The 21,226-nt window shown below is 31.6% G+C and carries 25 protein-coding genes; 23 read left to right on the forward strand and 2 right to left on the reverse strand.

All coding sequences use genetic code 11. The annotated features are described in order from the left end of the window. Positions 1 to 198 precede the first annotated feature (198 nt). From HZC47_07440 to HZC47_07450, 3 genes are all read left to right on the forward strand, one after another. Positions 199 to 2,415: a DUF2206 domain-containing protein gene (locus HZC47_07440; protein ID MBI5680706.1), complete on the forward strand. Its 2,217-nt coding sequence runs from the start codon at positions 199 to 201 to the stop codon at positions 2,413 to 2,415. A 161-nt stretch (positions 2,416 to 2,576) separates the two neighbouring features. Next, entirely contained in the window at positions 2,577 to 3,515 is a 939-nt protein-coding gene (locus tag HZC47_07445) for an NAD(P)-dependent oxidoreductase (protein ID MBI5680707.1), read from the forward strand. A gap of 74 nt (positions 3,516 to 3,589) precedes the next feature. Beyond that, positions 3,590 to 4,591: an NAD-dependent epimerase/dehydratase family protein gene (locus HZC47_07450; protein ID MBI5680708.1), complete on the forward strand. Its 1,002-nt coding sequence runs from the start codon at positions 3,590 to 3,592 to the stop codon at positions 4,589 to 4,591. Between the two features lie 96 nt (positions 4,592 to 4,687). Here the strand turns inward: HZC47_07450 and HZC47_07455 are convergent, their stop codons facing one another. After that, positions 4,688 to 6,130, reverse strand: a complete 1,443-nt coding sequence (locus HZC47_07455) for a flippase (GenBank protein ID MBI5680709.1) — start codon at positions 6,128 to 6,130, stop codon at positions 4,688 to 4,690. A 307-nt stretch (positions 6,131 to 6,437) separates the two neighbouring features. Here HZC47_07455 and HZC47_07460 point away from each other — a divergent pair, with 307 nt between their 5' ends. Next, positions 6,438 to 8,810: a DUF2206 domain-containing protein gene (locus HZC47_07460; protein ID MBI5680710.1), complete on the forward strand. Its 2,373-nt coding sequence runs from the start codon at positions 6,438 to 6,440 to the stop codon at positions 8,808 to 8,810. 41 nt (positions 8,811 to 8,851) lie between these two features. Here the strand turns inward: HZC47_07460 and HZC47_07465 are convergent, their stop codons facing one another. After that, positions 8,852 to 9,286: a DUF1616 domain-containing protein gene (locus tag HZC47_07465; protein MBI5680711.1), complete on the reverse strand. Its 435-nt coding sequence runs from the start codon at positions 9,284 to 9,286 to the stop codon at positions 8,852 to 8,854. A gap of 209 nt (positions 9,287 to 9,495) precedes the next feature. Between HZC47_07465 and ehaA the strand changes: the two genes are divergently transcribed. From ehaA to HZC47_07560, 19 genes are all read left to right on the forward strand, one after another. Next, positions 9,496 to 9,807 (forward strand): energy-converting NiFe hydrogenase A subunit EhaA, encoded by a 312-nt coding sequence (ehaA, locus tag HZC47_07470; protein MBI5680712.1) that lies wholly within the window; start codon positions 9,496 to 9,498, stop codon positions 9,805 to 9,807. Continuing rightward, complete coding sequence (locus tag HZC47_07475) at positions 9,800 to 10,303, forward strand: hypothetical protein (protein MBI5680713.1); 504 nt, start codon at positions 9,800 to 9,802, stop codon at positions 10,301 to 10,303. Before ehaA ends, HZC47_07475 begins: the two co-directional genes overlap by 8 nt. 67 nt (positions 10,304 to 10,370) lie before the next feature. Continuing rightward, positions 10,371 to 10,619, forward strand: coding sequence for a DUF2109 domain-containing protein (locus tag HZC47_07480; GenBank protein MBI5680714.1), 249 nt, complete (start codon positions 10,371 to 10,373; stop codon positions 10,617 to 10,619). A 16-nt stretch (positions 10,620 to 10,635) separates the two neighbouring features. After that, positions 10,636 to 10,923, forward strand: coding sequence for a DUF2108 domain-containing protein (locus HZC47_07485; GenBank protein ID MBI5680715.1), 288 nt, complete (start codon positions 10,636 to 10,638; stop codon positions 10,921 to 10,923). Continuing rightward, positions 10,916 to 11,176, forward strand: coding sequence for an EhaE family protein (locus HZC47_07490; GenBank protein MBI5680716.1), 261 nt, complete (start codon positions 10,916 to 10,918; stop codon positions 11,174 to 11,176). The genes HZC47_07485 and HZC47_07490 overlap by 8 nt, the downstream gene beginning before the upstream one ends. Beyond that, positions 11,173 to 11,682 (forward strand): EhaF family protein, encoded by a 510-nt coding sequence (locus tag HZC47_07495; protein MBI5680717.1) that lies wholly within the window; start codon positions 11,173 to 11,175, stop codon positions 11,680 to 11,682. The genes HZC47_07490 and HZC47_07495 overlap by 4 nt, the downstream gene beginning before the upstream one ends. Beyond that, a complete protein-coding gene (locus HZC47_07500) occupies positions 11,682 to 12,368 on the forward strand; it encodes an EhaG family protein (protein ID MBI5680718.1) in 687 nt (228 codons plus the stop codon). The genes HZC47_07495 and HZC47_07500 overlap by 1 nt, the downstream gene beginning before the upstream one ends. 36 nt (positions 12,369 to 12,404) lie before the next feature. Next, positions 12,405 to 13,076: a hypothetical protein gene (locus tag HZC47_07505; GenBank protein ID MBI5680719.1), complete on the forward strand. Its 672-nt coding sequence runs from the start codon at positions 12,405 to 12,407 to the stop codon at positions 13,074 to 13,076. A gap of 29 nt (positions 13,077 to 13,105) precedes the next feature. Then, on the forward strand, positions 13,106 to 13,321 hold the full coding sequence (locus HZC47_07510; protein ID MBI5680720.1) for a DUF788 domain-containing protein: 216 nt from the start codon (positions 13,106 to 13,108) through the stop codon (positions 13,319 to 13,321). A gap of 24 nt (positions 13,322 to 13,345) precedes the next feature. Beyond that, positions 13,346 to 14,209, forward strand: coding sequence for an NADH-quinone oxidoreductase subunit H (locus HZC47_07515; protein MBI5680721.1), 864 nt, complete (start codon positions 13,346 to 13,348; stop codon positions 14,207 to 14,209). A 39-nt stretch (positions 14,210 to 14,248) separates the two neighbouring features. Beyond that, entirely contained in the window at positions 14,249 to 14,506 is a 258-nt protein-coding gene (locus HZC47_07520) for a hydrogenase (protein ID MBI5680722.1), read from the forward strand. 11 nt (positions 14,507 to 14,517) lie between these two features. Then, positions 14,518 to 14,841 carry a DUF2104 domain-containing protein gene (locus HZC47_07525; GenBank protein MBI5680723.1) on the forward strand — a complete coding sequence of 108 codons (324 nt, stop codon included), beginning with the start codon at positions 14,518 to 14,520 and terminating at the stop codon, positions 14,839 to 14,841. Next, positions 14,838 to 15,239, forward strand: coding sequence for a DUF1959 family protein (locus HZC47_07530; GenBank protein MBI5680724.1), 402 nt, complete (start codon positions 14,838 to 14,840; stop codon positions 15,237 to 15,239). The genes HZC47_07525 and HZC47_07530 overlap by 4 nt, the downstream gene beginning before the upstream one ends. Before the next feature lie 4 nt (positions 15,240 to 15,243). Beyond that, on the forward strand, positions 15,244 to 15,693 hold the full coding sequence (locus HZC47_07535) for an NADH-quinone oxidoreductase subunit B family protein (GenBank protein ID MBI5680725.1): 450 nt from the start codon (positions 15,244 to 15,246) through the stop codon (positions 15,691 to 15,693). Next, on the forward strand, positions 15,690 to 16,823 hold the full coding sequence (locus tag HZC47_07540) for a nickel-dependent hydrogenase large subunit (protein ID MBI5680726.1): 1,134 nt from the start codon (positions 15,690 to 15,692) through the stop codon (positions 16,821 to 16,823). The genes HZC47_07535 and HZC47_07540 overlap by 4 nt, the downstream gene beginning before the upstream one ends. 38 nt (positions 16,824 to 16,861) lie before the next feature. After that, entirely contained in the window at positions 16,862 to 17,899 is a 1,038-nt protein-coding gene (locus HZC47_07545; GenBank protein ID MBI5680727.1) for a 4Fe-4S binding protein, read from the forward strand. Further along, on the forward strand, positions 17,899 to 19,257 hold the full coding sequence (locus tag HZC47_07550; protein MBI5680728.1) for a 4Fe-4S binding protein: 1,359 nt from the start codon (positions 17,899 to 17,901) through the stop codon (positions 19,255 to 19,257). The genes HZC47_07545 and HZC47_07550 overlap by 1 nt, the downstream gene beginning before the upstream one ends. 37 nt (positions 19,258 to 19,294) lie before the next feature. Continuing rightward, positions 19,295 to 20,320, forward strand: coding sequence for a hypothetical protein (locus tag HZC47_07555; protein ID MBI5680729.1), 1,026 nt, complete (start codon positions 19,295 to 19,297; stop codon positions 20,318 to 20,320). 26 nt (positions 20,321 to 20,346) lie between these two features. Beyond that, entirely contained in the window at positions 20,347 to 21,222 is an 876-nt protein-coding gene (locus HZC47_07560) for a formylmethanofuran--tetrahydromethanopterin N-formyltransferase (GenBank protein ID MBI5680730.1), read from the forward strand. Positions 21,223 to 21,226 lie beyond the last annotated feature (4 nt).

Consider the following 21,226-nt stretch of genomic DNA (forward strand, 5'->3'; position numbering starts at 1 on the left):
TTCGTAGCCCATAGAATTATCAACTTTGGCATACTTATCACCAAGCTTCTTAAGACACCCAAATTTTTTTATCTGGAGTAAATGATTAAGTGTTTCCATAGAAACCTATTTATAATCACCATTAAATAACTAAAAATAATAAATTTTATTTATAATATCTCAAAAGGACATATACACATAAAAAACTCGGGGTAACATATGAAAGTCAACACGCAAAAATTGTTTAAATTAAATGATTGGAAAATTAAGAACTTTTTAATCTTTGTGCTGGTAATTCAAGTTATGATGTGGGTTTTGATTTTTTTCGATTTGAATATAGCAATAATAAAACCATTGATTGGATTTATCTATCTCACATTTATCCCTGGTTTTTTAATACTCAGATCCATTCAATTACATAAATTATCAACCACAAAAACGATTTTATATGCAGTTGGATTGAGCTTGGTTACAGTAATGTTCGTAGGATTTTTTATGAATATGATTTATCCTTTATTTGGAATGCATAAACCAATTTCAATTGTCCCTTTAATAGTAACCATGAGTATTTTAGTACTTTTTTTATGTGTTTTAAGTTATATAAAAGATAAAGAATTCTATGATCAAAGTTTTGCTGATAGAATTAATCTTTTATCTCCTAAATTTTTATTATTACTTTTAATTCCTTTTTTAGCGATATTTGGAACATATTCTGTCAATTTTTACCATAACAATTTGATTTTGATGATTTTGATTTTAATAATTGGATCGATAGCAGTTTTAGTAGCTTTTGGGAAAATTCCTAAAAAATATTATCCTTTTACTGTTTTTATAATTGCTCTATCACTTTTATACAGTCAATCATTAATATCCCCGTATATTTGGGGGGCTGATGTTGCTGCTGAATATTATTTATCTCATTTAGTTCAAATAAATGCTATATGGAACCCGAACATACCTTGGCAATATAATGGTATGTTAAGTGTGGTTATGATTCTTCCGATATACGCAATTATATTGGATACAAATATTATTTGGATTATAAAAATAATTTATCCTTTCTTTTTAGCTTTAGTACCTTTTGGATTATATAGGGTATTCAAAAAGCAGACAAGTAGTAAAGTAGCGTTTTTAGCATGCTTCTATTTTATGTCAGTATGGACATTTTACACTGAACTTTTATGGACACAAAGACAAATAATTGCTGAATTTTTCCTAATTTCACTTGTTCTGCTAATTTTAGATGAAAAGATGAATGATAAGAAAAAATTATTCATTATTATTTTATTTATAATCGCATTAACAGTATCTCACTATTCGCTTACTTATATATTTATATTATCTTTAATTTTCGTGTTGTTGGCCTCTAATTTAATGGATAATTCTTACTATCAAAAATTAAAGAATAATCTTTTAGGTAAATTAAATATTTATAAAAACCAACAAGTTGATGTTCATTCAGTTTCCTTAAAAAATAAGAATAAAATTATAATAATAGCTATTATTTCATTTATTATATTCGCGATACCGTGGTATACTTATTTTTCATCTTCTATTGTATTTACAGCATCTATAAATGCTTCTAACCAAATTGCAAGCAACATCTCTTCCTCAAATTTTTTAAACCCTCAAACTTCACAAGGATTATATTACTTGACAAAAATTACAGTTTCAATGTTACATAGTATCACAAAATATCTTTATGTAATCACCCAAATCTTCATCACAATTGGTGTTCTTGCTTTATTACTAAAAAAAGGAGAAACAAAATTTTCAAGAGAATACAAATTATTTGCCATTGTAAGTTTTTTATTTTGCATTGCTTCCGTATTAGTTCCAAATTTCTCAGGATCTCTTGACACTGTACGCGTATTCCAGATAACACTCATTTTTTTAGCGCCAGTTTTTGTTATTGGAGTATTAGAAGCTTTTAAGGCACTATATAAAATAATTAGAAAGTCTTGGGGAAGTAGGAGTGAAAACAATGTGCTAAAAATCTTGAGCGTATTTTTAGTGATATTTTTACTATTTAACACAGGGTGGGTATATGAAATTTCAAAAGATCCTTTGCCAGGTTCAGTTTCATTGAGTACTTACAGCGTTAACTTTCCGGTCTTCAATAATCAAGAAGTCTTAGCTGGTAATTGGTGGAGTGAAAAGAAAACTAATGATAATTATAACATATACTCTGATTTTTATAGATATGAATTACCTGGCAGTTTTCAGTGGGCTAAATCGGTTTTCATTTATAATGACAGTTTTTTAACCGTGCCCGAAAATTCATACATATTCTTAGGATCGTGGAATATCATAAATGATAAAATATATATACATTTTGCTGCTCCAGAAGTGGGGCCGCATTATATTAAACTAGGAAGAATTGTGGATGGTAAAAATAAGATTTATGAAAATGGTGGTGCCGCTATATGGCGATAAAATCTGATGTTATGATCCATTATATCTTATTGAAATTATTGATTAAAAATGGAATAGCAGTCGATATAAAATTCTTTTAATAGAAATCCCCATTTAATTAGAAATTTTTAAGTATCCATTATATAGAAAAAAAGATAAATAATATAGAAAGAGGAATAATTATGGAAACTCAAAGAATACTTGTAACAGGCGGAGCAGGATTCATAGGAACAAATCTTGTAAATGATTTAAGAAGTAGAGGACATGAAGTAATTGCGCTGGACTTATTGCACAATGAAAGAGAAGATTATGTTAGAGCTGATGTTCAAAATTACAGGCAGATTGAGAGAGTCTTTGATAACCATGAATTCGACTATGTATACCACCTTGCGGCAGAATATGGTCGTTGGAATGGTGAAGATTACTATGAGAATCTTTGGGAAACCAATGTCATAGGTACAAAGCATATGATTCGTTTACAGGAGAAATTAAAGTTTAGGATGATTTTTTTCTCTTCTGCTGAAGTATATGGGGATTACACTGGAATAATGAGAGAAGATGTGATGGAAAAGAACTCTATAAAAGATACATATCAAATGAATGATTATGCAATAACCAAATGGGCAGGAGAATTGATGTGTATGAATTCTGCCACAATGTTTGGTACAGAAACTGTTCGTGTCAGACCAGTGAACTGTTATGGGCCTCATGAGCATTACAGCCCTTACAAAGGTTTTATTCCTGTATTTATTTATCATGCGTTATTCAATAAGCCATACACAGTTTATAAGGGTCATAAAAGAATAGTAGATTATGTGGAAGATACAGCAAGAACATTTGCCAACATAATAGACAATTTCATTCCTGGAGAAGCCTATAATGTGGGAAGTAAACAAGAATGGGAACATGATATTAAAGAATACTCGGATATGGTCTTAAAAGCCGTGGGACGGGATGATTCATTAATAACTTATAAAGAAGCAGAAGCATTTACCACTAAAGTAAAAACAATGGACTTTTCAAAAGCCATAAAGGACCTGAAACATGATCCTAAAGTTCCTCCAGAAGAAGGGATTAAAAAAACAGTAGAATGGATGAAATGGTTTTACAGGTTAGATTGAGGGAGTAATCTTATTAATGGAGTTTATATATAGTAATATAGATAAAAATAAATCAAGACTATGGGGAATATATTATGAGTTTATTTAGTGAGTATGAAGAGGAAACTGTTTTAGTTACAGGTGGAGCAGGATGTGTTGGTAGCAACTTGTCCCGTAAAATTGCAGAATTAAATGCAGAGAGAGTAATAATATTAGATAACTTATCATCTGCCTATGAATGGAATATACCCAAATTAGATAACATTGAATTTATAAACGGAGATATTCTCGATGATAGAGTCTTAAAAAGGGTTTTTAAGGAAAGGCCAGACTATGTATTTCATTTAGCTGCACATTTTGCTAACCAGAATAGTGTGGACAATCCTGAAAAAGATTTAATGGTTAATGGAATTGGAATTTTAAAAGTCTTACAATATGCAGAGTTAACAGGAGTAAAAAGGTTTGTTTACTCGTCTTCTGGCTGCGGTGTTTATGGTCTGGATTCTAAAATGCCTTTTGAGGAACATGATATATCCATAAATCTCCACACACCATACCAAGTTACAAAATTACTCGGAGAACTCTACACTAATTACTTCCATAATTTATATGATTTACCAATTGTTAATGCAAGATTTTTTAATGTTTTCGGCCCTGGTGAAGTGCCTGGGAAGTATCGTAATGTTATTCCAAATTTCTTTTACTGGGCGATGAGTGGAAACTCACTACCAATAACTGGGGACGGATCAGAAACTCGTGACTGGACTTATGTCGATGATATAGTAAATGGATTGCTTGCGATGGGTATAAAAGAAGAAGCCATAGGGGAAGCTATAAATTTGGGTTCAGGAAACGATCACCAAGTTATAGAAATGGCTAACATTGTGAACAAATTATCTGGTAACAAGGAAGGCATTGCATACGTGGCACGCCGAAACTGGGATGCAAAAACAAAGCTTCTTTCGTCCATTGAAAAAGCAAATAAGTTACTGGATTATAAACCTAAAATGGAATTTGAAACAGGATTAAAGAAAACTCACCAATGGTTTGCGAAAAACTGGGAAAACATAGAAAAAAGCGCAGAATTCGACTACTAATAAGTTCGGATGGCCAATTTATTTATAAAATGAGATTCATGGGAAATAAAATCATAGGTTCATAACAATTATTTACATTTAAATCCTTTTTAAAATTTATTTTTTTACTAATTTTATAACTTGCTTAATAAGGAGCATATCTTCTTCATCCAAAATTTTGAAAACGTATAATACTCCAAAATACAGTATTACAGCCGAAATCATCGCAATAATCCAGTTGAATGACTCAAAGTGCCATAAAAATATTCCCATAAATATGCTTGCAGCAATAATCTTTGTCATATCTTTTAAGAATTTTTTTAGAGGGATGCCATATCCGATTTTATAACTTACTGCAAATAATGTGGTCATAAGAATCAATTCTGTTATTACCGTGGCAAAGCTTGAACCTACATAACTGAATTTAGGAATTAAAATTAAATTAAGAATTATATTTATTAAAACGGTTATAACAGAAATCTTGGTTATTATCAGTTGTTTATTTATAGATTCAAATAGCCTTAAAAATGCTGCAGATGCAAATGTGAGAACAATTGTCCATATTAATATTTGTAAAGCAATAATTGATTGAGTGTATCCTGTTCCAAATATTAAAAGGATTATTTTTTCTGCTAAGATTGTAGTTCCTACTCCTATGGGCAGACCAAGTATTAACATGAATTTAAAAATTTTTTCATAGATTAATTTCAATGAATCACGTGATGAAACATAAAATTGAGACATTACGGGGTAGACAGCTATATTGATGGCTACTGGTATAAATAAAAGGACCATTATCAACCGATAAGCTGCATTATACCATCCTACAACTTCGTTTCCTTGCATGAAAGATAACATTACTGTGTCTATGTATGTGTATAACATGACTAAAATTCCTGTTATTCCAAATGGCCATGCTTCTTTAAGTGTTGGCTTCAAAAATCCAATATCAAACTCTATTTTTGGCAAGAAGAACTTCCAAATGCATATTATGAATGTATAAATGAAAGTAAGTAAGCTTGCAATTAGATAGACAGAAGCGAAACCTACTACGTCCCATTTACTGTATATTGCAATTAAAGTTCCGATTAAAATTATGGTAGCCATTAAAACTGTGCCTATAGCTTGATATTCCATTTTTTCGTATGCTTGAAAAGTTGCATAGAAAATTTGAGAATATGCAATTAAAATATTGTATAAAACAATGAAATAGAGAACATAAGTTATTTCTGGAGAATAATTTTTGAATATAATCATCATCGTTGTAAATAAGAGTATTGATATGGCCAAAAGCACTTTTATAGTAAGTGCATTTCCCAAAAACTTATTGGATAAAGATTTATCTCTTGCAACTTCCCTAACAGTTAATTGGCTGAGTCCAAAATCGGCCACAATACCAAGAATACCTGCAAAACCTAGAGCAAATGAAAGAATTCCAAATCCTTCTGCACCTAGATAATGTGCTGAATACATCACATACAGAAAGCCAAGGGCATAACTTACTATTTGGGATACAAGCAGTAATGTGGTGTTTTTTGCTATTTTGCGTATTTTGGTCATAGGTACCTACTTATTTGATTTTTATACTGAATTTTAAACATTTATAAAATGAGATGATTAAATTTCTAAAGTTTTCCTCTACTTTTAAGCCATGAATAATATTATTTATTTTATTTTAATTCCAAAATATTATTTCAATGAATTTATAATATAATCTTCTGTTATGTATAAAACTATTTGTGAAAATGGATTATATATCATTTGGAATTAGAAATATTTATAAATATTCAAGATTAACAGTCATTTAACTTAAAATTACTATTTTTAATAAAAATTCGATAACATGATGATTAATAACCCGCTAAAAATGAATGATTGGAAATTCAGCCAATTTATTAAATTCGTATTGTTAATACAGGTTTTAATATTAGCTATTGTTGGATTGGAGTTAAATAATATAAACATTCCGATTTTAAGTCAATTTGTAACCTTTCTTTATCTTACATTTATCCCAGGGTTTTTAATTCTTAGAATACTTAAGCTACATAAACTCGGTAACATTGAAACAATTTTATATGCTGTAGGCTTGAGTATCTTAAGTTTAATGCTCATTGGATTTATAATGACCATTTTTTGTCCTTTGATTGGTATTTCTAAGCCAATTACGCTATTTTATTTAGTTATCACTATCAGTTTGTATGTGTTAGCTTTATGTGTTTTAAGTTATTTAAGAGACAGAAATTTTCATGAACTCCATTTTATTGATATTAATGAATATTTTTCTTCAAAATTTTTATTTTTATGCTTACTTCCATTTTTGGCAATATTAGGGTCGTATGCGTTAAATTTTTACAATAATAATCTTATTTCAATGATGCTGTTTGTTTTCATTGGTTTAACACTGGTTTTAGTAATTTTTGATAAAATCCCTGGGAAATTATATTCATTCACTGTTTGGATAATTGCTATTTCTCTTGTTTATGTCAGTTCATTAGTTTCGCCTTATGTATGGGGCTGGGACATCCAAAACGAATATTACCTTGCCAATATAGTAATTCAAAGTTCATATTGGAATTTTTCACTTCAAGATGCATACAATGCAATGCTCAGTATTGTTATGGTTGCTCCAATCTATTCTATTTTCACTAATATAAGTTTAGATTATGTTTTTAAAATAATATATCCATTTTTATTCTCTTTAGTACCATTAGGGCTTTATAAAATATTTAAAATACAAACAAGTCCTAAAATTGCATTTGCAGCAGTTTTTTTATTCATGTCATTTAACACATTTTACATAGAATTATTGTCACTTGCAAGAGAAATGACTGCAGAACTATTTTTAGTATCAATGCTGCTTTTAATATTCTCTAAAAAAGTTAATATGAGTTCAATTATTTTATTTATAATTTTTGGGATGGGATTAATTGTATCTCATTATTCAGTAACTTACTTCTTTATATTTACTTTGTTATGTGTTTCTTTAATCCTAATTTTATTCCAGTTCCCTGAAATGATTAGTGATTTAAATAAAAAATCATATATTCTTTTAAATTTCCAAAATTTGAAATATGCTGCTTTAAATGTTTTTATTTTAGGGGTTTTAATGTTATTTACTTATTTATGGTATACTAACATAGCTTTTGGTTATGCATCAGCAGGAATTATTGGAGTATTTCAAGCTGTAAATGTGGATTTTTTGCAGAAAATATATTTATTAATGCTTAAATTTGGAATAATTCAAAATATCTATTTGATACTGGCAATTTTGTTAGTGCTGGGAATTGTGGCAGTTATACTGTTTAGAAAAAATAGAATGACACTAAACGTTAAAATTAGAGAGAATCCTTTAATTCATTTTATAGATCATATTGCTAACTTTATTGAATCTAAAATAAATTATAAAATTATTGCGGTTCTCAGTATAATCATATTAATAGGTTTATTTTTCTTAATAGGGCCACCTAAAACATGGATTGTTTCTGTACTTAGATATTTAAATTATACAACAGTATTTTTCGCGTTGGCTGGATTTTTATTTTCATTTATCTATTTTTCAAAGAATAAGATACAAAAAGAATATTTTGCATTCTCAACCATTACTATTATAATGTTATTTGCAGGCATTTTTTTACCTTCCTTTGAGGTCACGTTTAATATAACCAGAATATATGAGATTTCATTTATGTTTTTAGCGCCTTTTTGCATAATTGGAGGTATATTAATTGTTAAATCTATATTAAAGGCATTGAATAATTTTAAAGTGGATGATACAAAAGATCTTAAAATCTTTTCTATATTTTTAGTAATATTCATGCTTTTTAACACAGGATTTGTTAGCGTTATATCTGGTCAATCAATTCCAATGCACTTAACTGCTCAAAATGGCCAATCTGATTATTATCCGCGTTTTGATCAATCAGAATCAATGGGAGCTAAGTGGTTAGTTGAAAATAAAGTTGATACAAGTATTTATGCAGATGTTTATGGTGTATTTGCATTTTACAGATACATATATTCTCCAATATTGCCTTCTGCTTATAATAATGTTTATCTCATTTCAGATAATAATGATCTTCATTCTTATACATTTTTAAGGAAATTAAATAAAGATAATAATATTTTAATTGGATTTACCAGTAGAACTAATCGTAATAGGGTTTATGCAGATATGGGTCACATAATAAATCCTAAAAATCTAATTTATGAGAATGGAGCATCAAAAATCTATTTTAGTTAATATTTAGAATAAAAATAAAAAATAAGAATAAAGTTGAAAGTTTATTCCACGCTCACAAATAGGTGGAGGGAACGATAAACAGTACTATTATCAGGTAACTTGTAGAGTAAAAACTTTAATTCCTGATTTACACCAGTTCTAGCTGCAGTAAACTTAAATGGTATTTCACGTTTCTCATTATTTGCTAATGTAATATTCTCGTCTTTTAAAGTCTTATTGTTCAATGTAATCATTAATTTGTAGGTTGTAGTTGTATATTCATGATTTACAACACCTACAATTACATTTCCACTTTCACCAAGGGTTAAATTTGTAGGATAACCCCCTGCCTTTTCATCGGGGCCGAGAATATAGAATTCTGTGAATTTTTCACCTTGTTGTGGCACAACAATGATATAGATTGTGGCTAAAATAGAAATTATAAGGATTATAGCTAAAATTTTGGTGATTGTTTTGTCAATATTAAATTTTTTCATAAAATGATTTCCCCTTAATTTTTATTATGGATATCTTAGCAATGTTTATATATTCTATTTATTTTAAATCTTTAAATCATTTGATAAGAATTTTTAGATTTGTTAATTAAATAAACATTTATATTATATAATATTTTTCTATATCACATCTTTACAATTTTGAAATCCAAGTAAAAACATTTATATATACAGTTGATCATTCATTTATCATGATTATTCATGTTGATGTTATAACAATAATAAGTTATATTCTTGCAGTAGTATCTGCAATTATTGTAGGAGTTATATTGAGACTTCCTATACTTCCAGAAAGACCAATAAGACATTCATTTAAAGCAAGTATCATTTTTCCAACTACTGTAATTGCACTGGGGTTATCGGCAATGGTTTTTAAGTTGGGATGGGAAGGAATGATTGTGGGAATAATTATTGGTATAGTTTCTACATTAATTTCTAAATATTTGCTTGGTAGAATACTTCCAATATTTGCAGAACCAGATGAAGGTGAATCTAATGAATGAAATAATTGGAATTATTATTGCAGCTATCCTTTCATGGGTTAATTTTGTTCTTATAGATACATGGATGGGTCTTCCTGAAAAACCAGGTGTAAAAGGAGCAGATGTTATTGGAAGAGATGTTAAAAAGAGAGGCGGAGACTTATCTGGCGGATTCTTCCAGGGAAATATTGTATGTTCTCCTGATGCGTCAGCTGGAACACTTCTTGGAGCTATAGCTTGTTATACAATTGGTATTCCTGAAGGTGGATTTATAGCAGCATTACTTGTTTTTATAGGTAACAGGCTCTGTGCAGACCCTGGCTATGCAGGTACAAGTGGAGCATTGTCAATAACAGTTATAATTGCTTTAGCATCATTTATAGGTATTCCTCCTGAACAATTTATAGTGGGAATGGTTTTTGCAATAGTTACAATACAGGGACTTGATCATCCCAGAGCATCAATATTACTTGGAAAAATCGCTAAAAAAATGGGAAGATATACAGATATAACCTAAACATTAAACTTAAATGATTAAAGAAATAAACCGTAAATAGTGTTATATATCAAAAAGGTAGATAAAGATGTTAATAGAAATTATCGGCATAATTGTTGTATTTATGGCTCTTAGAGTATTATTTTCCAGGGATAGGAGCGAGAGAATGCTTTATTTGAATGCAATGAGTTTTGGTATAACTGCACTTATTGCTTTATACATACAAACACCTTTTGGAGCTATAATAGCAATAACTTATTTTGTGGCCTCTACTTTAAGCTCAAATGCAATAGCATATTCAATTGGAAGAATACAAGAGGAAATTACTGTCAGATAAAAAATATGGTGGAATAATGGCTATCGTAGATCTCATAAATATATCAACAATATCAGCTGCAGTGTCTTTAATAGGAGCGGCAGGTATAATATTACTTCCAAAGCCAATTGATAAGGTTATAATGTTTTCACTGCTTCAGGGAGGGTTTATAGGAATAATTGTGGCTGCAAAGTATTTAGATGTTGCAATGGCTGCTGCATTATTCGACCCAATTTCAACTGTTATCCTTTTAATTGGTATTATAAAATTAAACGATGTTAGACGAAAAAAATTAGAAGCTCAGGAGGAATTGAACATTGCTTGATATTCACATATGGTTCTATACAGGTTGTGTGCTTGTGGTATTAGGTAGTATTGCTACTGTTATTGGCCCAGGGGTTAAAGATCCTATAGTCAGAACTTTGAATACAGAAATTCCTGCTGTAGGCCTTTCAATGATATTTTTAACCTATAATCACACCATAGCACTTCTTACCTTTGTTGCATCAACTGTCATAATAACTATGATACTTTTAAGGGCCATAATAAGGCTTGAAGAGATGGGGGCAAAAGTTTGAAGAGTCTAGGTAGAATTTTAAATGATCTGGCAAATCCCGATAATATCCCTCGGCTTTTTTCATTGGTATTAGGAATAATTCTTTTAGCAGGTTTTTTAGTGCCATTTGCATTGAATGACCATCAAATATATCCAAGACCAGAGCCACAGAACCAGATTAATTCTGGTGATCCTCTTGCACCCTATAATAGGGGCGGAGAAGTGATTGCAGGTTGGGGTATTAATGGTAATTTTCTTATAGAGCCAGGAACTACTGAAGCCCAATATCCTCAATTTTCAGTTAATGTAGGTAAGATAACAGGTTATCTGTCTCCAATGGCCATAACTGTAAAAGACACCACTCTTTATTATGGTACTTCAATTTATTCATCCCCTGGTGGTTTAATAGATGAAATATTGTATTATACAAGGGGTTTTGACACTATTTTAGAGTCATCTATTTTGATGATGGCATTTGTAGTGGCTTCATGGGTTGCACTTAACTTTACAATGAGGAGGGAAGAATAGTGTCAGGCGCTGAAGTTTTAGTACCTACAGTCGTTCCCCAAGTTGTTGTTTCCCTTTATCAGCCAGCAATTATTGTTGGATTACTAACAGGTTTTATAGGTCTTCTGGGAATAGCTTTCAAGAAGGGCGATTTATCTGCTTTGATACTTACAGATATTGTAGGTCTTGCAATGTTGCTCATTGTTGCAGCTGTGGCTACTGATTTAGCAGAGGCATTAATATTACCAGGATTAGTTGTTGAATTAGCAGAAATCCTTGCAATTTCAGAAATACTTATGAGCAGAGAAATGAGGAAAAATGGAAAACCAGCAGAAATGATTCCGCTTCCTTTATCACTGGATATGGAAATTCTGGACACTGCACCAACTTTCCTTGCAATACTACTCATAGCGTATGGTGCGTTTCTCACAGGTTTTACAGGAGGGGCTGTTGCAGGGGTAGGAATACTCTTTTATGTGCTCTCTAAAACAATTAGGGGAGTTCCTTCAAGTATTTGGGAAGGTGTTGCAGGAGCATCTGGTATAGCATGGTGTTTATGGATAGCTGGATTCTTGTTATTCTTTGTAACTCCTCAATACTGGTTATTAGGTTTATTTATGTCTGCATGTGGAATACTTGTAAAAGTAGCAGCAAAAGCAGGACTTATAGGTATTATGGGTAGGGAAGAATTTAAAAGACAAAAATGATTATTACACACTTAAAATGATATGGAGTAACTAAAAATGGATATAGCAACATTAAGTGGACAGTTATTTGGTTACATACCCTTAGGAGACATTGTGCTTTATTTTACCCCATTTAATCTGTTCTTATTTGGAGGAGCACTGTTATTCACGCTTCTTATAGCATTAAGTAATACAGAAACTCAAGTAGAGGCTAGATTTGGCTCCCTAAAGGATAATGAAGTAAAGGTTGATAAAGGCGAGTTTAAAATAAGGAGATTTCTTGCAATTGTATGTGGTCTTGCAACAGCAGGAGCAATGATAACTGGAGATCTTTTCAATTTCACATTGTTTGTAACATTAATTGGTATAGTTAATTTAGGATTAGTAGCAGCTGTAAAACAGGTAGATGTTTTAGATTCAGCATTTCAATATGGTATAATTGCAATGATCGCGTCTCTCCCTTTGTTTGGAGGTGCTGCGACAATTCTTGCTGCTACAGGTACTTTAAGTTTGTTTGAAATCGCTAAATTACAATTTGTAACTCCTATGATGCAATTTGCTTCAATATTGCTTTTAATGGGTATTGCTGGTGAAACAGGCATTGCACCATTTTATGCAACAAAAGCAGAAATGTTTAGAACTGCAGGTTCTCCATTTTTAGTTATAATACATTTAAGTTCATTACTTGTAATTATAAGAGCAATTGAAATATTGCTAATAATCAATTAACCATTTTAAAGGATTAATCAGGTGAAACAATGAATAGGCAGGGTATAATCAGCTCAATAATATTTATAATTTCTTTAGGTAGCATAATATATGCATTAGTATTTAATCCAGTTGAGTGGATGGTTTATGGAATTGCAATTGTTTCTATTCCCTTGAGCATACTTTCATTGGGATTAATTATCATGGCTAAAGCTAAAAAAGAAGAGGAAGAAGATAGAAGGAAAGAACCCTTCATCGGATATTAATATGGAAGTTCAATCGGTGATCAAATGAATCTAATGGCAAATATCCTACTAAACGTTCTTATTGCATTTTTAATTGGAAGCTTGCTTCTTGGTTACTACAGAAAAGTAGTGGCAAGAGTACAGACAAGACCAGGGCCACCAATAATCCAGTATCTTTTACATTTACTTAAATTTTATATTAAAGAGTCATCTTTTCCTAAAACAGCAGCTATGCCATTTTATATTGGAATAGCGAGCATACTTATGGTTATATGGATAACTGCAGTTATTGTAGGGCCTGTGATTCAAGGATCACTCTTAATTATATTTGCAGTATACGCACTTCATAAAATAGTAGAACATAACGCTGGTTCATCCTCAGGTTCGCCTTATGGTAAATTAAGCTGTGTTAGGGCAGTATATTCAGCGGCTGCAGAAGTTCCTCTTTTTGCTGTTCTTGTTATAATCTATCTTAAAACAGGATCAATGGGAATCGGAGATATAATGAACTATCAGGCAGTACATGGTCCATTACTTTATAGTATACCTTTGGCAGCTGCCATGTTCATGGTTTTAATAGTTTCAAAAGCACAATATACTCCTTTTTCAATAACAAAAGGAAAAGATATTGTATCAGGATATGAAACTGAACACTTTGGTCTTTTACGCGGATATCTAATGATGTCTGAATCAATAATGTGGTACATGTTACTTTGGATATTCTTAACAGTATTCATAGGTGCATTGAATCCTGTTGGTTATATAATTGGAATGGTGCTAATTACTACGGCTGTAGCTTTTTTAAGTGCTACTTCGCCACTTTTAAACCCCAATCATTCCGTAGTACTTCAAATACTGTTTGCAATAATTGGTATTGTAGGTTCAATATTACTATTAAATGTATTTTAATGTGTTAAATAATTTATATCTTTGAAAAGGAGAATAAAAATGATGAAAGAAAGGGATACACTTTTCCTAATTGCTCTCGTTGGATTTGGAGCTGTAATTATGAGTGGATTGGCTGTATTAAAGCAGTGGATTATTATACTTCCTTTAGCTTTAGCAATGGCTTTTTTAGCAGTTCTCTTATTCTATCAAAACAGAAAAAAAGCAATTCATATTTCAGAATCTCTTGAAAAATGGGCGTTTATAGCAGCCCTTATATTGTTCATAGTGTCATTTATATTACTTTATAGGCCTGCCTGACTGGTGATAACATGGATCAGATAATTTACCTTGTATATATACTATCATTTGTAATCGGAATGATTACAGGACTTTTACTCAGCTATAAAAAGTATACTGAGCCGTTTGTAAGCAAAAAAATCGATATAATAGCTCTTGTAATCTCCATAATTGGATGGATTTTATTCTTAAATAGCCAAATTATAATAGTAATTCCACAATATATTTCCATTACCATAGGATTATTTTTAGTGGCGAATGTGTTAGGGATGAGACCAGGATATGGAAGATATGAGCTGGCCATTGGATTTGCAGTTTCTGGCATTATTTGGATTTTGGGGATGATTCTTTTATGAAAAACAATGATTTAGGAACAAATGATGAATCATTAATGGAAATTCTAAAAGGAAGAATATTAAATAGTTATAGGTGGCAAGAAGATATAATAAAGCCATTTTCAGAAGAAATGAATATATCAACCGAAACTCTGGAAAAAATATTAATGAAAAGATTGGACATGTCAAGCCTTGAAGCTTTACATCCACGTTTTGAACAATCTAAGTATCAGTGTATATTTGATAAAGCGCATTCAGACTTAAAAATATGCTGGCTTTCAGATATAATGGACATTCTATCTGAAGATGAAGCTAATGCAATAAAAAGTAAAATTGCAAAAGAAGTTGTAGAAGGTAAATCTTATGAAGATGCCATTACAGATGGCAAAAAAGAATTAATAGAATATCTAATGAGGTAAAGAAATGTTAGATTCACTTAAAAGCATTATTAGAAAAAGCTCCATACATGCTTGTCTTATAAATACTGGAGGATGTAATGGGTGCGATATTGAAATAGTGGCCCTTTTATCTCCTCGTTATGATTTAGAACAATATGGTATTTATTTCCATAATAACCCACGAGAGGCTGATGTAATACTTGTTACAGGTCCTGTAGCAGAGCAATGGAAAGAAAATCTTCAAAGAATTTATGCAAAAGCTCCAGAACCAAAAATAGTTGTTTCTATTGGGGCATGCCCCTTAACAGGAAATGTTTATAACCAGGAAGGCTGTGCAATATATCCTCCGTTAAGTGATTTTATTCCAGTAGATGCATCAGTTCCAGGATGCCCACCAAGACCAACAGAAATATTAGCAGCTCTTTTAGCCGTTGGTCCTGACGCAATAGCAGCTAAAGGGAGGCAAAAAGAATGATATTACCAATAGGACCAATTCATCCAGCTCTTAAAGAGCCTTTACGTTTAAAACTTCATACAAGAGGAGAAAAAGTTATAGGTGCTGAAATTGACTATGGATATGTTTATAGAGGCATAGAGAAAGTAATGGAAGGAAAAACCTGGCAGAAATGTGTTTATTTATCCGAAAGAGTTTGTGGAATATGTTCATATATTCATACACAGACATTTGTGGAGACATTTGAAAAAATTGCAGGGGAAGAAGCTCCGTTACGTGCACAATATTTAAGGGTTATTTCAAATGAATTAGATAGAATTCAGAGTCACTTACTCGCCAATTCAACATATTTCAATGTAATCGAGCATGAAACTCTCTTTATGTACATGCTTTCACTGCGAGAATTAGTTATGGATGCTATAGAACTATTAACTGGTAATAGAGTTCATATGGCATGGAATGTAGTTGGAGGGGTGCGTTTAGACGCTAAAGAAGTTCATTTAAAAAGTATAATTGATCTTCTAGATAAACTTGAATCACAATATGCTAAATACCCTGAAATGTTTGAACACGGACCATTATTAGGCCTTAGATCAAAAGATGTAGGATATATGTCTGAAGAAGATGCAATTAAAGCCAGAGCTGTCGGTCCAATAGCAAGAGCGTCATCAGTAAAAGAGGATTTAAGGGCAAATAAGCCTGTTTATAGAGATAATTTTGATTTCAATGTAATCTGGCGAGATGAAGGAGATAATTTCGCGAGAACTATGAACAGGTTCGATGAAGTAACAGAATCTATTAAAATCATTAGACAAGCTATAAATAACCTCCCTGAAGGTAAATTCCGTAAAAAAGTGGATATACCTGCAGGATATGCTGATAATAGAAATGAAGCACCAAGGGGTGAAGTGGCTTATATGATTGAAACAAACGGTAATTTAATTAAAAACATTTCTATAAGAACTCCAAGTATAATGAACATAGATGCATGTGCCCGATACATGTTTAAGGACGTTTCAACTGTTGCAGATGCAATTGCAACTTATGCCAGTGTAGACCCATGTATAGCATGTACAGAAAGAGTTGTAATAGTGGATGAAAATGGTAAAACCTGTGAATTTAATGGTTTACAAGATGTAAAATCAATATAATTTAAAATTACTCACTAAAAATTTTAAAGAGGATAATCATGTCTTCAGTAATATGGTATTTATACGAATTTGCAAGAAAGGGATGGGTTGAAAACTTTGCAGGTGCTGCAACAAATAGAGAAACAGTAGAGGCACCTGATAGATTCAGGGATTTCCCTGAAGTTACAGAAGAGTTATGTATAGCTTGTGGTGCATGTACGGCAGCATGTCCTTCGCCAGCAGCAATAAAACTTGTAAGAACAAAAGATAAGGATGCTGAAAATGGGGAAGGAATGACCTTTCCAGTCATAAATACCGATGCATGTATAAGATGTGGTTTCTGTGCAGAAGTATGTCCTACAGATCCAAAAACACTTAGAACTGGTGAAAGTCATTTAATCAGGGAAGAATTTACCATATTGCCTGCAGAAAAAATGTTTGTCATCGATGATTATCTTTGTATCCGCTGTAAAAAATGTATGAAAGCATGTAAAGTGGAGGGAGCTATTACTGAAGAAGATGGGAAAGTTATGGTAGACCAGTCTAAATGCATAGCATGTGGAGAATGTGCAAAAACATGCCCTGTAAAAGGTGCAATTAAAGGAATATATATTTCCAATGTTGAAGGACAAAAAGAAGTAATTAATCTGGTTGTACATGCTCTTGAAGATTATATTGAAGCTCGGCAAGATGAATTAAAGGGAATACCTGCAGAAAAGGTTGTAAAATTTGAAATGCCTGTAGCTGAGATTATGAAAGAAGCTAATGAGATTTTATCTGATGAAGAGATAGCAAGAGACATAGTTGAAAGAGTAACAGACAGACTTAAACTTAGAATTATTACATGGGATGATTCTATGTGCAACAATTGCAGGTTATGTGTAGATGAATGCCCTTCAGGTGCAATTACATATGATAAAGAAAATGGTGTTCAAAGGGATAATAAAAAATGTCTGCGATGCACAACATGTTATCAAACATGTCCATTTGGTGTTGCAGGCTCTTATGTTGCAAGATTCCTTCTTACAGAGACTGAATTAAAGGATGATGAGATTCTTGTAACTGTAAAACCAGCCCAATTACCGGTAAGGGGATGATGAAAATTCCTACAACTAAAACTGATAAAAAATCTTATAAACCACTTAGAGAAGTTGAAGTGGGATATGAAATAGATGCAGCTAAATGTGAGCAATGTAAAGAAAGATCATGTCTTCAGGCATGTCCAGTAGAAGCAGTACATGAAATACCTCCAGATAAACATATAGAAATTGATCATAAATGTTTTGGATGCATACTTTGCAGAGAAGCATGCCCCTATGACGCTATAAAAATGGAAACTACATTATCAGAGCCAATAAGGGAAAATATACCAAATATAAATCCTAAACTCTGCAGAAGATGTGGAGCATGTGTAGATGCATGTAGAACTGGTGCAATTCAACTTATATCTTCTGGTAGGGAAGAAGCCCACAGTGTGATAGATGAAGAAAAATGCGTTAAATGCGGTTACTGTGCTCGTGTTTGCCCTACAGAAGCTATAAAATACGGGGAAATTTTACCAAGGTCTGTAGTAGGTGGAAAAGCAGTAGCAGTAGACCAAAGAGATTGTATTGGATGTATGACATGTACAAGAGTATGTCCTTCAAAAGGAGCTATTAATGTAGGTAATGTAAGTAAACTACCTTTCATTGATCCTTCATACTGCGCCCGGTGTGAAGAATGTATGGATGTATGTCCTTCGGCTGCAATTAAATACTCATCAAGAAAAAAGGCTTATGAAAACTTTGGTAAAATAAAAACAATGGAAATAGTCTCTGAACTTCTTGAAAAAGAGACAAAAAGACTTGCAAGTGATGCAGGCAAAATTGATAGTATTTTAAATAGAATTTCTCGAAATATCAGCTATGAAAATACTGAAGAAGAGTTTGAAATTGATGTAACTGATAGATTAAAAGCAGAAATTGAAAGAGCTGTTGACGGAGACCTTGAAATTGAAGATATTCAATATATAATTGAAGGTACAGCTCCAAAAAGAAATATAGCTGTAATTGAAGATAATTGTATAGGGTGCACAGCATGCATGAATACATGTCCAGTTAACTGTATTGAGCTTGAAATGCCATCACCAGTCCATATTGGTGAAGAATGTGTTTATTGTGGAAAATGTGTTGAAGAATGTCAATTTGAGGCTATATCTCTTAAGGAAGAGTATTTTGATTCACGCAATGGCAGAATCTTTTATATAAGAAAGAGCCTAAAAGAGTCAAGAACAGGTGAAGTAGCTATTGACTCAAAAACATGTCAATTATGCGGAGTATGTATAAATAAATGTCCAGTTGATGCTATGGTCCTTGAAGATAACAAAATTACAGTTGACAAAGATAAATGCATTGCATGTAATGAATGTGAACTTATATGTCCTGTAAAAGCTGTGAAATTAGAAATAAAACAATAAATATCTATTTATTTTTTTAGATTGAGGAGGAACTAAATTGGGCAAAAAGGTATTCATTTCTGATTGTGAAGGCCCTATATCTATAAATGACAATGCATATGAACTGGCAGGTTATTTTATTGAAGAAGGCGAAAAATTTTTTGCAATCCTAAGTAAATATGATGATATTTTAGTAGATGAAATTAAAAGAGAAGGTTATTACGCTGGTGGAACATTAAAATTGATAGTTCCTTTTTTAAAAGCATATGGGGCCACCAATAAAAATATTGAATCATATTCAAAGGAAAATATACTTCTTATTCCTGGTGCAAGGGAAACACTAGAATATGTAAAGGATATAATGCCTTCATTTATTGTAAGCACAAGTTATGAGCAATATATTCACGCACTTTGCGATTTTATTGGGTTTCCACGTGAAAACACTTATTCTACAGCTCTAAACATAGATGAAATATCTATTATTAATGGAGATAAGGAAAAATTAATGGAATTTAGAAAAATTATTGTGGAGAACCCAGATTTTGAAATAATCGATAAAATATTTTGGAGAGATATCTTAAAACTTTCAATTCATGAAATAATGAAAAATATAAATCCTGTTGGCGGGGAAGGAAAAAAAGAAGCAGTTTTAGATATTTTAGATAGATTTGGATTTGAAAAATCAGATATAATGTACGTTGGAGATAGCATAACTGATGTAGAACCTCTAAGATTTGCAAAAGAACATGGAGGACTTGCAATATCATTTAATGGTAATGAATACGCGATAAAAAATGCTGAAATAGCTATTATCGCCGATAATACGGTTATTATTTCTATAATTGCTGATTTATTCAACAAATATGGGAAAGAAGAAGTACTAAAATTTATTGATTCATTTACAAAAGATCAAGAACTTGCAATTAATAATTATCATATAAATAAAGAATTAAAGATAAAAATTAAAGATTTGAATATTCCAAAAGTTAGTATAGTCAGTGATAAAAATATTGGAGCATTAATTAAGGAAAGTGAAGTATTTCGTAAGAAGGTAAGGGGAGAAGCAATAGGTGCATTAGGGTAATGAATAATATTAAAGGGATTGATAAGATGGTTGAAATAGAAAACACTTTCTGCGAAGCTTTTGATGGAATTTACAGCAGAGTTATAATAACTGCAGATGACATAGAAACTCTTAAAAGAGCAGCTTATGATGCTACTTCAACTCCAGGCACTGTAATTGGGCGTGTTGAAGGTGGAATTGAACGATGGTTAAATACAAATGAAACTCCTGATGGGAGAGAAGGAGCCGTATTACAGTTTTGGTATGGAAAAGAGAATATAGAAAAATTTAATGTAGAATTATCCTATAGAATAAGGCAGGATATTCTTGTAAAACCATTTACTGCAGTTTTTGATGCTTCAATTAATCCTTCTGGAAAAATGGACATGATTAGGAATGTAGGGCATTGTGGAGATGGGCATGAATGGAAGGAAAATAAATATGGCCGTGAAATGATTATTATTCCCATAGCAATCCCTGATTTTGAAATAGAAAGTACATTAGGATACATGAAAGGAATTATGGGTGCAAACTTCTGGTATATGTGCGCTAAAAAAAGTTCTGTTATGAATGGAGGAAAGAAAGCTTTGGAGGCCATAGCTGAAGTTGAAGGTGCTATTGCTCCTTTTGATATATGTTCTGCAGCATCAAAGCCAGAAACAAATTATCCATGGATAGGACCAACAACAAACCACCCTTACTGTCCATCACTTAAAAAAACACTAAATAATGAATCAAGAGTCCCTGAAAATGTTAAATACATCCCTGAAATAGTGATAAATGGAATTGATTTAGATACAGTAAAAAAAGCTATGAAAGCAGGAATTGAAGCTCTAATGGATGTTGAAGGAGTAATAAACGTTTCTGCAGGAAATTATGGTGGTCAATTAGGTGATCATAAGATTTACTTAATAGAATTATAATTTA

It is taken from the genome of Methanobacterium sp., assembly GCA_016222945.1.
In the GTDB taxonomy this organism is placed as follows: Archaea; Methanobacteriota; Methanobacteria; order Methanobacteriales; family Methanobacteriaceae; genus Methanobacterium_D.